Here is a 12950-nt window from a genome sequence, read left to right as displayed (position 1 = left end):
TTAAATTATGACGATATTAAAATCGAGCGTTAATCCTCACGATCCTACTTTTGTGCAAAATCACAAAAACATGGCAGCTTTGGTTGATGATTTACATAGTAAAGTAGCCACCATTAGCTTAGGCGGCGGCGCTGCGTTAAAAGAGCGCCACGAAGGCCGAGGTAAATTATTTGTACGCGACCGTATTAGCACTTTATTAGATGAAGGCTCACCGTTTTTAGAAATTTCGCAATTTGCAGCCTTTGGTGTGTACGAACAAGAAATTGCCTGTGCGGGTGTAGTTGCTGGTATTGGCCGTGTTAAAGGTATTGAATGCATGATCATTGCAAATGATGCCACGGTAAAAGGCGGTACGTACTTTCCGCTTACCGTTAAAAAGCATTTACGCGCACAAGATATAGCCGAGCGTTGCCACTTACCGTGTATTTATTTGGTTGATTCGGGCGGTGCTAACCTGCCTGAGCAAGACGATGTATTCCCTGATAAATTACATTTTGGCCGTATTTTTTATAACCAAGCCCGTATGTCGGGTAAAGGCATTCCTCAAATTGCCGTGGTAATGGGGTTATGTACCGCAGGCGGCGCATACGTACCCGCAATGGCCGATGAAAGCATAATTGTAAAAGAGCAAGGCACTATATTTTTAGCCGGCCCGCCACTTGTAAAAGCAGCGACTGGTGAAGTAGTCAGCGCTGAAGAATTAGGCGGCGCCGATGTGCATTGTAAAACATCGGGGGTGGCTGACCACTTTGCAGAAAATGACGAGCATGCGCTGTCTATTGCGCGCCAATGTATTGAGCGTATTAATTACACGCGCCCTACAGCCCCTCTTTTAGAGGATGTAAAACCACCACGTTACGATATAAACGAGCTTTACGGCATTGTAGGCACCGACCTTAAAAAGCCGTTTGATGTGCGTGAAGTTATTGCCCGTACGGTGGATGATTCGTCGTTTGATGAATTTAAACGCTACTTTGGTGAAACGCTGGTAACAGGTTTTGCCAGTATTTACGGTAACCCTGTAGGCATAGTGGCTAATAACGGCATTTTATTTAGTGAGTCGGCGCAAAAAGGGGCGCACTTTATTCAACTATGTGCACAGCGCAATATTCCTTTAGTGTTTTTACAAAATATTACCGGCTTTATGGTGGGTAAAAAATACGAAGCTGAAGGCATAGCAAAGCACGGCGCTAAAATGGTAATGGCGGTTTCGTGTGCCGATGTGCCAAAATTTACGGTACTAATTGGTGGCTCTTATGGCGCTGGTAACTACGGTATGTGTGGCCGCGCATTTGAACCTACCATGATGTGGATGTGGCCCAATGCCCGTATTTCGGTAATGGGTGGCGAGCAAGCCGCCGGTGTAATGGCTCAAGTTAAGCAAGATGGCTTAGCACGTAAAGGCCATAGCATGAGCGAGCAAGAAGTTAGCGATTTTAAAAAGCCAATAATTGATCAGTACGAAGAGCAAGGCCATCCGTATTACGCAAGCGCCCGCTTGTGGGACGACGGCATTATTGACCCTGCCGATACCCGTAACGTATTAGGCCTTGCCTTAAGTGCAGCTAAAAATGCACCACAGCAAGACTCTAAGTTTGGCGTATTTAGAATGTAACCGGAGCGCAAAAATGTCAGTAACACTACAAATAACAAAATCTAATGTGGCTGTACTTGTTTTAAGCCGAGTTGAAAAACGTAACGCATTTAATAGTGAAGTGATACACGAGCTAATTCAGTGCATAGAGCATGCAAATACGCTCGATATTCGCGCTTTGGTTTTAAAAACTGAAGGCAAGCACTTTTCTGCCGGTGCCGATTTAGCCTGGATGAAATCAATGGCTGATAACAACTACGCCGATAACTTGGCCGACTCTATGCAGCTCGCTAAATTAATGCAGGTACTAGCCGCCTCTCCTCACCCAACCATATGTGCTGTACAAGGTGCTGCATTTGGTGGGGCATTAGGCTTAATTGCATGTTGCGATATTGCCTTAAGTAAAGACGATGCGCAGTTTTGTTTAAGTGAAGTAAAACTAGGGCTTATTCCTGCGGTAATTAGCCCGTATGTAATTAAAGCCATTGGTGAGCGTGCCGCGCGCCGCTACTTTTTAACTGCCGAGGTGTTTGATGCCCACACAGCAAAACAACTTGGTTTGGTTCATCAGGTGACAGGTAATTTAGACTGCGCCCTTGATAACATGCTGCAAACATTAATCGATAACGGCCCAGTAGCTGTAAAAGCCGCTAAATCATTAATTAACGATGTAGCAAATAAGCCTATTAATGATGTTCTTATTGAACTCACGGCCGAACGTATTGCAAATATTCGGGTATCGGACGAAGGCCAAGAAGGACTAAGCGCCTTTTTTGATAAACGCCCTCCCGCTTGGCAACTGTAGGACTAATTATGAACACAAACACATTAAAAAAGATACTCATTGCCAACCGTGGTGAAATTGCATGCCGTATAATGCGAAGTGCAAAGCAAATGGGCCTAACAACGGTGGCAGTTTACTCTGACGCCGACAAACATGCACAACATGTAAAAATGGCTGATGAGGCCTACCACATTGGCCCTGCACCAAGTAAAGACTCATACCTTGTAACAGATAAAATTTTACAGGTTGCAAAAACAAGCGGTGCCGACTGTATACACCCTGGGTACGGTTTTTTATCTGAAAACAGCGAATTTGCTAACGCCTGTGAAGCTAACAACATTGCGTTTATTGGCCCACTTGCAAGCAGCATAGAAGCCATGGGCTCTAAAACCCGCGCCAAAGAAATTATGGCCGCGGCAAATGTACCATTAGTGCCAGGGTATTACGGTGATAACCAAGACCCTGCTTTTTTACAATCTGAGGCTGAAAAAATTGGTTACCCCGTGCTCATTAAAGCGGCCTTTGGTGGTGGCGGTAAAGGCATGCGCATTGTTGAGCAAGCCAACGATTTTATAAGTGCACTTGAGGGCGCACAGCGTGAAGCAATTGCGGGCTTTGGTAACGACTTAGTGCTGCTTGAGCGCTATGTTAACCAGCCTCGCCATGTTGAAGTACAAGTTTTTGCTGATAACCACGGTAATTGTGTTTATTTAGGTGATCGTGATTGCTCATTACAGCGCCGTCATCAAAAAGTAATTGAAGAAGCCCCAGCGCCAGGTTTGTCTGACGAACTACGTAAAGAAATGGGTGAAGCCGCAGTACGCTGTGCCCTTGCAATAAACTACAGAGGTGCAGGTACGGTTGAGTTTTTACTGTGTGGCGATGAGTTCTTTTTCATGGAAATGAACACGCGCCTACAAGTAGAGCACCCTGTGACCGAAATGGTAACCGGCGTAGATTTAGTTAATTGGCAAATTAATATTGCCGCTGGGCAAACACTGCCGTTAACGCAATCAGATATACAACTCCAAGGCCACAGCTTTGAAGCGCGTATTTACGCAGAAGATCCAAGTAATGACTTTATTCCCTGCTCGGGCACAATAGAAGCGTTAAGCACACCGCTTAACAGTGAGTTTGTACGTATTGATACCGGTATTGCACAAGGCGATGAAATAAGCCCGTTTTACGACCCGATGATTGCAAAGCTTATAGTACATGATGATAACCGAGAGCAAGCATTATCGCGTTTACGCCAAGCACTTGAGCAATTCCACTTAGCGGGTTTTAGCACTAATATTGGCTTTTTACACAACTTAGCAAGCCACCCTACATTTGCTCGAGGTGCGCCAAGCACCCACTTTATTGCCGAGCAAGGCGATGCATTGGTAAGTGTTGATAGCGCCGCGCTTGAAAAAGCACAACTAATTGCAGCCTTTGCCTACCTTGAATCGCTTAGTGCTAAAAAGGCAACTCACAAAAGCGCAAGCCCCTGGCAGCAACTCAGTGGTTTTACGCTTAACGCACCACAAAAAGTGGATGTACCATTTACAGACTTAGCTATAAGCGCCGTTAAAACTAAAACGGGTTATGTTGTAACGCATAATGATAAGTCGTTCGATATAGCAGGCTTTGTAAACCAAAACGTATGTAATGTGTTTATTAATGGGGAAAAATTTACCGCCCATGTTTGCCACGTTGATAACAGTATTAGCGTGATGTTTGCTGCGCTGCAAATTAAGCTTGCTTTAAACACTAAACATTACATTAGCAGCCATGAAAGTGACGCCCTGCCCCTTGCGGCACCACTTAATGGCACTGTGGTTAAGCATTTAGTTGATGTAGGCAGCACCATTACCAAAGGCGATGCTGTAGTGATTATTGAAGCCATGAAAATGGAATACACGCTCAACGCCCCGCACGATGGTATTTTACAAAGCTACTGTTTTGATGAAGGCGAGTTAGTTTCGCACGGCGCTTTATTAGCAATTGTAGAAGACACCACGGCGCAGGAGGCATAGTGATGGCTGCTTTCCCAACTGAAGTAAAAATTGTTGAAGTAGGCGCGCGAGATGGCCTACAAAACGAAAAATCAGTCACTGCAGCTGATAAAATTTCATTAATAAATGCACTCAGTGACGCGGGCTTAAAATATATTGAAGCCGGTGCTTTTGTATCGCCTAAATGGGTGCCACAAATGGCCGATTCAGCCGAGGTGATAACAGCGCTTAATTTACCCCATGTAAATTTAAGTGCGCTTACACCCAACATAAAAGGCGCCCAAGCAGCTCATGCCGTTGGCATAAAAGAATTTGCCATATTTACCGCGGCAAGCGAATCGTTCTGCCAAAAAAATATAAATTGCAGTATTGATGAGAGTATTGAGCGTTTTAGCGACGTTATGGCATTTGCAAAAGCCAATAACATACGTGTACGCGGTTATGTAAGTTGTGTACTCGGTTGCCCTTATGAGGGAGAAATAGACCCGCATAAAGTACTTAGCGTTTCGCAAAAGCTTTTAGATTTAGGCTGCTACGAAATAAGCCTTGGCGATACCATAGGTGTTGGCACTGCAAATAAAGTTACCCAGCTTTTAACACTTTTGCTTGAGCATATTGATAAATCAAAACTGGCGGTGCATTTTCATGATACGTACGGGCAAGCGCTCACAAATATTTACGCAGCGTTAAGCTTAGGTATAGCAACGGTTGATGCCGCTGTTGCAGGCCTTGGCGGCTGCCCTTATGCCAAAGGGGCGTCAGGAAATGTTGCCACCGAAGATGTGGTTTACTTACTCAATGGGCTTGGCATTGAACATGGAATTGATTTACAAAGGTTAAGTAGCGCTGGTTGGAAAATTACACAAGCACTTGGCAAAACGCCTGTAAGCAAAGTTTCAATTGCATTAGGCAACACACAAAAATAATAGCTTAACTTGCCAAATGGCAGTTAATAAAATGAGGAGAGTCTCATGGCCGGTTTTGATAAAGTGGTTTCTAGTTACGAAGCTGCAATGGCAGGGTTAAAAGACGGCGATACCGTTATTGCTGGCGGCTTTGGCTTATGCGGTATTCCTGAGGGCTTAATTAAACAAATTAAGGCAATGAACACCAAAGAGCTAACCGTGGTTTCTAACAACTGTGGTGTAGATGACTTTGGATTAGGAATTTTACTTAAAGATAAACAAATTAAAAAAGTAATTGCCTCATACGTGGGTGAAAACGCCCTATTTGAGCAGCAATTACTAAGCGGTGAAATAGATGTAGAGCTTACCCCGCAAGGTACCTTGGCTGAAAAAATGCGTGCGGGCGGTGCAGGTATTCCTGCATTTTATACCGCTACAGGTTACGGTACGCCCGTTGCAGAGGGAAAAGATGTAAAAGAATTTGACGGACGCCCATATATTTTAGAAGAGTCGATCACCGGTGAGTTTGCCATTGTAAAAGCGTGGAAAGCCGACCGATACGGTAATTTAGTATTTAGGCACACTGCCATGAACTTTAATCCAATGGCCGCAACAGCAGGTAAAATTACCGTTGCCGAAGTAGAAGAAATAGTAGAGCCCGGTGAACTTGAGCCAAGCCAAATTCATACCCCAGGCATTTTTGTAAATCGCGTTATTAAAGGCGACTTTGAAAAACGCATTGAACGTGTAACAACACGAGATTAAGCAGGAGCATAGGTTATGGCATTATCACGTGAACAAGTTGCAATGCGCGTTGCACAGGAACTACAAGACGGCTTTTACGTTAATTTGGGCATAGGAATTCCGACACTCGTCGCAAACTATGTACCTGATGGTATTGAAGTTATGTTACAGTCAGAAAATGGGCTTTTAGGTATGGGTCCCTACCCAACAAAAGCCGAGCTAGACGCAGATATGATAAACGCGGGTAAAGAAACCGTGACAGCTGCCACAGGTGCAGCCATATTTAATAGTGCAGATAGTTTTGCCATGATACGGGGTGGTCATGTAGACTTAACCGTTCTGGGTGCATTTGAAGTAGACCAAAGCGGCAACATTGCCTCGTGGATGATCCCCAAAAAGCTGATAAAAGGCATGGGGGGCGCAATGGATTTAGTCGCTGGGGCAAAGAATATTATTGTTACTATGACCCATGCCAGTAAGCATGGTGATTCTAAATTATTAGAGTCTTGCACATTACCGCTAACGGGCGTTAATTGCGTTAAAAAAATAGTAACAGATTTGGCCGTACTTGAAGTTAAAGACGGCGCATTTCATTTACTCGAGCGCGCTCCGGGCGTATCGGTTGATGAAATCATTAGTAAAACAGCAGGTAAATTACTTGTTGACGGTGAAGTACCAGAAATGGTTTTTTAACGCTTTACCATGTACCGACCTCATTCCCAGTGCCAATGGCGCTGAGTTACCCAAAATCCCTCGCAAGAGGGATTTTTTTTGCCTGCCATAAACTTTTTTTCAGTTTTAATACAGTTGTAGTAAATATTATCTATAATACAAATAGCTTTTAATGTAAGCGCTTAGATTATTTGCACTAATTTGTGGATTGTCTGCACCTTTTTTGTGAACTAGTGCTATATTTAAAATTAAACTATTGATATTATTATATTAAATTATTGGTTCGATTATTGCCTATTAAAGGCGTCTTAAATTAATTAAACAATTCTGGAAAACATGCAAACTCCTATTCGAGGCCTCCGCTCTTTTTGCTTTGCAGCAAAAAGCTTAAGTTTTAAACATGCAGCTAAAGAGCTGTACTTAACGCCCTCTGCGGTAAGCCATCAGATAAAACAACTTGAAGAACAACTAGGCATTGAACTCTTTCAACGCCAAACCCGATCCATTAGTTTAACGGCTGCGGGTAAAAACTTTTTTGATGCCATTTCGCCTATTATCTATACGCTTGAAAACACCATCAATGAGTTCAGTCAATTGCAGCAAAATACTAATATAACTATTACGCTGCCTGAATTTTTTGCCAGTGAACTACTTATGCCTAAATTAAGTGAGTGGACATCTGAGCACCCTAATATAAATTTACAAATGGATACGCTCAAAACCCGTAAAGAGCTAACCCGTCACAGTGATTTATCGATTGTTTTATCCTCAAGTAAACCCACTGAGGGCCTTACTACAGAGCTATTTAATCTTGAATATATACCGGCGTGTAACGAAAAACTGTTAAAACAGTGGAAAGATGATCACTGCCAAGCATTAAACCAAGTACCATTAATCCTTCACAAAGCAAGGCCGTGGGCATGGCACCAATGGGCTGAAAAAGCGGGTATAGATGACTTTTCGCCTACGCAAATTATACAAATTGATAGTATGTTTGGGGTCGCTCGTGCAGCGCAACAGGGCATTGGCATTTCACTTATACCGCTGCCTATTAGCCAAAGCTGGTTTGATGAAAAATGGCTTTATAAATTATTTCAACAGCCTCTTACAACCAAAGATAAATACTATTTAGTACAGCATGAAGCTAATTCCCCAAATCCGGCGCTAGATTTATTTGCTAAATGGGTTGTATCTACATTTAGCAACATTCAAGGTTAGTGTTGCCTTAGTAAATGCAATTTACATTTTGGTTTAATAACGGCAATTTTAATGTGTGCAGCACGTAGCAAGTGCTAAAGCTGCACACAGTAAACTGTAAAGCTCCTTCTTTTTTACTTTCCTGAAGCTTAACAACACCGTTTAGTGATTTATTATTAATTAAATATTTTTATTTAATCATTCGTTTTTTCCCTACAAACTAACCTATATAAATTTATCATTTAAAATCAATAAAATAATACAACACGTTAGACTAAAGTCTATAGCTTAATTTTTTTCACTTATTGGTTTTATTTTTATCGTTTGTCTGACTTTTACGATTATTTTAAAGTTAACCCATCGCAAGCAAACAGCTAAACGTTTTTACTAATTAGACATTATTTACTGTTTTGCACCAAATAAATGCAACCTTTTTAGATGTGATAGCTCTAACAAGGTAAGAAAAGAATCTTATATTGTGTGTGTAAGATGTTGTCAGTGTGAAAAGGCAGTTCAAGTCAGGTGGTGACTTGGTTTGGACTGTTTTTTATTCCACCAGCAGCACGCAGCAATAACTAAATTAGCTACTTTGTAGCAAACCAAATCTTATATTGTGTGTGTAAGATGTTGTCAGTGTGAAAAGCGGTTCATGTGAGGTGGTGACCTTATATGGGCCGTTTTTGTTTTATAAACACAATTACCTGCCCCACCGTTTTATACCAATTCGCTTAAATTTAGTATTATTCAACTATAAAGTTATGTTTTTGTTTAAGCTCTTCAATGGCATTTTCATTGTCTTTTAAAAATACATTAAACTTTTTAACGAGCTGTGGGTGTTTAATGCTCGATAACATAAATGCTTGCTGATCAACAGGCAACTGATGCTGAAAAAACACAGGGACGGGAGTATCAAAAAATTCTTCTATATTGTATTTAAGTACATCGTGTGAAATATATATACAATCAACTCGCTCTTTATGCAGCAAATAAATCATCTCTATAACGTTATCATTTTCGAGTACTTGCAAGCCTGGCATTGAGGTTAACTTTTCAAGCCCTTGCAATGTAAAGCCACGCACTTTTGCAAGTGATTTACAATCTTCAAGATTAATATTGTCCTTTAAGCTCGCTATCCCTGTATGTGTAACTAATGAAGGCACAGAATAATTAATATCTTGTTGATGCTGATTTTTATAACTTACTTGCCAATTAGGGTTGTCGGGGTATTTAAAGTCAACATGGTGATGCTCTATAAATTCTTTATAAAGGCGCGGAATAGGCAAAGTGTAAAATTCAAATTTAATATTTTGTTGTTTTGCAAATAGTTCCAGTAACTCTTTACTAAAACCAAAATAATCACGCTTATTAGTGCCACTGCCATCGTAATAAGGCAGGTATTCTATATTCTCTACCCCTATTACATATTTTTCGGTTGGCTGTGCTAATACAGGGCTTATAGTTATAAGCCCTGATACAAGTGCTAACGTGTTAATCAATTTGATAGTAAATGCCGTTTATATCGTTTGGATTATTAATTTATATATCATAATCACAGTTAATTAAAGTTTAGATTTATTAAATATAAAAGAGCGAATTAATCGCTCTTATAAATTAGCTTTTGTCACGAGGTATAAACTCTAACACAGTAGCATTAATACAGTATCTATCTGTGCCTCTTGGCCCCTCACCTTTAAATAAATGCCCTAAATGTATACCAGTGCTTTTTGATTTAAGCTCAATTCGAGTCATCCCCCAGCTGGTATCTTTATGCTTAGTAACACTATTTTTAACCGGATGTTTAAACGACAGCCACCCCGTGCCCGAATTAAATCTATCGCGAGTATCAAATAATGGCTCACCACTTAATTTATCAACAAATACGCCATCGGGAGTGTTTTTAAATTCTTTATACTCTTTACAGTAAGGTCTGTCGGTGCGCTCATTAAATGCGACTTCGTAGGCATCACTATCGCCTAGCTTAAAGGCGCCAAGCGCTTTGTAAAATTCAGCGGGGCTTGCATAGCCTTGACGCGCGTACACCTCTTTTCCATTTTCTAAAAACAAAATGGTGGGGGTTGCCCAAGTTGCCGATTTTATAGTTAGGCCATTAAGCTCATCGGCGTGACGAAATGTCAGTGGGATTGAACCTTTGTAATTGTTAGCGACTGTTTTTTTAAATTTTTCACAGTAAGGGCAGTATTCGCGCGAATCAAGTACCACAATCTGCTTGCCCGTGAGTAAAACACTATTGTCTACATCTGCTTTTTTAGTTTTATTAAATACCACACCCGTGGCGTGATCTGGGCAATAGCCATTTGGGTTCTTTTGTAAATAATTTTGATGGTACTCCTCAGCAGATACAAACCCCTCAAGCGGTTTTATTACTGTTTTAATTGCCCCATAACCGGCTTCACTTAATAACGGCTGATACTCGGCTTTAACTTGCTCTGCAAGCTGCGCTTGCTCTTTAGTGGTAGTAAGAATAATTGATCGATACTGCGTGCCAATATCATTACCTTGGCGATTCGATTGTGTAGGATCATGGCTTTCAAAGTAATTTTGTAATAGCGCTTTAGAAGAAATGATATTGCTGTTGTACATCACTTGCACTACTTCAGCGTAGTTGTTTTCGTCAAACCGGCGAGATTTGTCGGTGATATTTTTATAGGTTGCTTTAAAGCCGTGCCCGTCTGCATAGCCTGACTCTGCATCAATAACCCCTTCTAGTGCTTCGTAGCGCTTTTCGGCTCCCCAAAAACAGCCAGAGCCTAACACAATGGTTTTTATATGCATTGTGGCCTCTACGTTGCTGTGCTCTATTTTTTCGGTTGATAAAGCAAAACAGCCGGCGCTAAATGTAATAGCGGCGCCTAATAAATAAACTGAGCGAGAAAATGTCATAAATACCTCTTAATACCTACGTGTTTTAATTAAGACCCAACATCCCTTGTTTTAATTTCAGTAAATAAATACGTGCTAAATTTGAATACAGTTTGAGTCTGCATTTCTTTTTCGTTTATTTTTCTTATGGCTAGGTACTGAATAAATTGACAAAACTATGTTAGCTTTGCTGCACGTTGTATAAAAAGATTAAATTATGACTGCATTTTTACAGGTATTTACTTTAACAAATAACAGTTTGCTATTAGATGCCACACAGCATAAACAAAACAATGTGTTAGACACTCAAAAAAAAATTTGGGCACTCACTAAGCAGCTAAAGCAAAGTAACGAATTTATTGATTTAGTCCCAGGCATGAACTCTTTAACGCTTTATTTAAAATCGGCAAGTAATTTAAAAAAATGGCAAAACGCCTTGCCTGATTTATGGGACAAAGTACAAGCAACAACATTTAAAGGCACTCACCATAAAATACACACTACTTATGATGGAGAAGATTTAGATTTAGTTGCCAAACAAACTAATTTAACACCCCAGCAAATTATTCAAATACATAGCCAACCCACTTACCACGTTTTATTTTTAGGGTTTCAGCCCGGGTTTGCTTATCTACATGGATTAGATTCACGCTTGCATATCCCACGCAGAGACACGCCGCGTACTAAAGTACCTAAAGGTGCCGTTGCTTTAGGCGCAGAGCAAACTGCCATTTACCCAGCAGAAACACCTGGCGGTTGGCATATCATTGGCCACACAAACACGCCCCTTTTTGATAGCACACACCCAGATCCTTGCTTATTTAAACCCGGCGACACGCTATCGTTCGTTTCAATAAACACAGTGCAAGGAGCATAAAGTGATAAAAGTTCTTAAACCCGGCGTACAACTTACAATTCAAGATGGCGGGCGCTGCGGTTATCGTCATTTAGGTGTAAGCCAAGCGGGTTGTTTAGACCCTTACGCACAAATAATTGCTAATAAATTAGTGGGTAACAAAGATAATGAAGCTGTGCTTGAAGTTACGTTAGGCCTGTGCGAGTTACAGTTTGAAACCGATACTGTTATTGCCCTACAAGGTGCTGATTTAAATGCTGCGCTTGATGAAACGCCCTTGTACCCTGGCTGGAGTTACCAAGTAAGAGCCAAACAAACTTTAAGCTTTGATACAGGCCGCGCTGGTTTGCGTGCCTATGTAGCCGTACAAGGTGGCATTGATGTTAAAGATATCATGGGCTCAAAATCAACCGATTTAAACGCGCTCTTTGGTGGTTTAGCAGGTAAAGCACTTAGCGAGGGCGACATTATTCCTATTAAAACATCGCCCGTGCCAATAACGCGCTTTATACAGCGCGGCGCTATTACTCCGCCTAAACTAAAGGTGATTAGGGTATATGCAAGCCCACATGCGCAACTATTAGGTGATACGCTACTTAAACAGTTTTTTTCAACGGCGTTTAAAGTAAGCCATAACAGCAACAGAATGGGCCTTAGGCTAACAAACGAAAGCCCCCTAACTCATAGTCACTCACTTGCCTCTCTTGGTACAGGCCCGGGCTCTATTCAATTACCGCCCAGTGGTGAGCCTATTGTATTACTTAACGACGCCCAAACAACCGGTGGCTACCCATTACTTGGCACGGTAATAGAGGCTGATTTACATCAGTTTGCGCAATTTAGACCCGGTGACTCAATTGAATTTAAGCAAGTAACCCATGAGCAAGCTAGATTAGCAAAACAAAAGCTTAAAGGTCACTTACATCAGCTAAGCTTAGCGCTTAAATACAGTTAACTTTAAGCTGAGAAATAAACCTATTACAAGGAGCTAATAAAAGTACAAGCGGCGCTCTACTTAACTTGCAATAAGTATGCATAGTTTGGTTAATTAAGTGCATAAAATTAAAACACGCTAACGCAAAAAATTATAATAAGGCAATTTAAGCTCTGCTTTAATTTTCGCACACACTTGGTGCATTTGTGCAGTGTGCGTTTTTGCAAACACTGCACTAAATGCCATATTAACGCCACTTTAAACACCAAAGGTGTTGTAAATATAGCCGCACTTGTGCGTGGCGCACTACTTTGGTGCGCGCACTTTTCAGTTGGTGCATAAATTATTCTTAATTAATTGTAAAAGCAGTGTGACTTGAGTAATTAT

At 41.2% G+C, this 12950-nt stretch carries 11 protein-coding genes; 9 read left to right on the top strand and 2 right to left on the bottom strand.

What is annotated here, in order from left to right:
- Positions 1–7: 7 nt before the first annotated feature.
- From AN395_RS06705 to AN395_RS06675, 7 genes are all read left to right on the top strand, one after another.
- Entirely contained in the window at positions 8–1615 is a 1608-nt protein-coding gene (locus AN395_RS06705) for a carboxyl transferase domain-containing protein (protein ID WP_024034118.1), read from the top strand.
- 13 nt (positions 1616–1628) lie between these two features.
- Complete coding sequence (locus tag AN395_RS06700) at positions 1629–2399, top strand: enoyl-CoA hydratase/isomerase family protein (protein WP_054982471.1); 771 nt, start codon at positions 1629–1631, stop codon at positions 2397–2399.
- Positions 2400–2407: 8 nt separating this feature from the next.
- Positions 2408–4396, top strand: a complete 1989-nt coding sequence (locus tag AN395_RS06695) for an acetyl/propionyl/methylcrotonyl-CoA carboxylase subunit alpha (RefSeq protein ID WP_054982470.1) — start codon at positions 2408–2410, stop codon at positions 4394–4396.
- Positions 4397–4398: 2 nt separating this feature from the next.
- The gene (locus AN395_RS06690; protein ID WP_054982469.1) at positions 4399–5301 is read left to right on the top strand and encodes a hydroxymethylglutaryl-CoA lyase; all 903 of its coding nucleotides are present in this window, start codon (positions 4399–4401) and stop codon (positions 5299–5301) included.
- A gap of 45 nt (positions 5302–5346) precedes the next feature.
- Entirely contained in the window at positions 5347–6045 is a 699-nt protein-coding gene (locus AN395_RS06685; protein ID WP_004587895.1) for a CoA transferase subunit A, read from the top strand.
- 15 nt (positions 6046–6060) lie between these two features.
- Entirely contained in the window at positions 6061–6717 is a 657-nt protein-coding gene (locus AN395_RS06680) for a 3-oxoacid CoA-transferase subunit B (protein ID WP_004587894.1), read from the top strand.
- A gap of 315 nt (positions 6718–7032) precedes the next feature.
- A complete protein-coding gene (locus AN395_RS06675) occupies positions 7033–7914 on the top strand; it encodes a LysR family transcriptional regulator (RefSeq protein ID WP_004587893.1) in 882 nt (293 codons plus the stop codon).
- Positions 7915–8633: 719 nt separating this feature from the next.
- Here the strand turns inward: AN395_RS06675 and AN395_RS06670 are convergent.
- Together AN395_RS06670 and msrA are read right to left on the bottom strand one after the other, a co-directional pair.
- Entirely contained in the window at positions 8634–9389 is a 756-nt protein-coding gene (locus AN395_RS06670; protein WP_054982468.1) for an ABC transporter substrate-binding protein, read from the bottom strand.
- Positions 9390–9504: 115 nt separating this feature from the next.
- Positions 9505–10794 (bottom strand): peptide-methionine (S)-S-oxide reductase MsrA, encoded by a 1290-nt coding sequence (gene msrA, locus AN395_RS06665; RefSeq protein WP_054982467.1) that lies wholly within the window; start codon positions 10792–10794, stop codon positions 9505–9507.
- Positions 10795–10990: 196 nt separating this feature from the next.
- On the opposite strand from msrA, the gene pxpB reads away from it, so the two are divergent.
- Together pxpB and AN395_RS06655 are read left to right on the top strand one after the other, a co-directional pair.
- Entirely contained in the window at positions 10991–11650 is a 660-nt protein-coding gene (pxpB, locus tag AN395_RS06660; RefSeq protein WP_054982466.1) for a 5-oxoprolinase subunit PxpB, read from the top strand.
- Between the two features lies 1 nt (position 11651).
- Entirely contained in the window at positions 11652–12584 is a 933-nt protein-coding gene (locus AN395_RS06655; protein ID WP_054982465.1) for a biotin-dependent carboxyltransferase family protein, read from the top strand.
- Positions 12585–12950 lie beyond the last annotated feature (366 nt).

It is taken from the genome of Pseudoalteromonas sp. P1-30 (genome assembly GCF_001400005.1).
Taxonomy (GTDB): Bacteria; Pseudomonadota; Gammaproteobacteria; order Enterobacterales; family Alteromonadaceae; genus Pseudoalteromonas; species Pseudoalteromonas atlantica.
Note: the sequence above shows the minus strand (reverse complement) of the source record. Positions and strands in the feature narration are given on the sequence as shown.

Excerpts from the sequence above, each read along its gene's own strand:
- AN395_RS06705 (WP_024034118.1), top strand. The coding sequence starts at position 8 with ATGACGATATTAAAATCGAGCGTTAATCCTCACGATCCTACTTTTGTG.
- AN395_RS06700 (WP_054982471.1), top strand. The coding sequence starts at position 1,629 with ATGTCAGTAACACTACAAATAACAAAATCTAATGTGGCTGTACTTGTT.
- AN395_RS06695 (WP_054982470.1), top strand. The coding sequence starts at position 2,408 with ATGAACACAAACACATTAAAAAAGATACTCATTGCCAACCGTGGTGAA.
- AN395_RS06690 (WP_054982469.1), top strand. The coding sequence starts at position 4,399 with ATGGCTGCTTTCCCAACTGAAGTAAAAATTGTTGAAGTAGGCGCGCGA.
- AN395_RS06685 (WP_004587895.1), top strand. The coding sequence starts at position 5,347 with ATGGCCGGTTTTGATAAAGTGGTTTCTAGTTACGAAGCTGCAATGGCA.
- AN395_RS06680 (WP_004587894.1), top strand. The coding sequence starts at position 6,061 with ATGGCATTATCACGTGAACAAGTTGCAATGCGCGTTGCACAGGAACTA.
- AN395_RS06675 (WP_004587893.1), top strand. The coding sequence starts at position 7,033 with ATGCAAACTCCTATTCGAGGCCTCCGCTCTTTTTGCTTTGCAGCAAAA.
- msrA (WP_054982467.1), bottom strand. The coding sequence starts at position 10,794 with ATGACATTTTCTCGCTCAGTTTATTTATTAGGCGCCGCTATTACATTT.
- pxpB (WP_054982466.1), top strand. The coding sequence starts at position 10,991 with ATGACTGCATTTTTACAGGTATTTACTTTAACAAATAACAGTTTGCTA.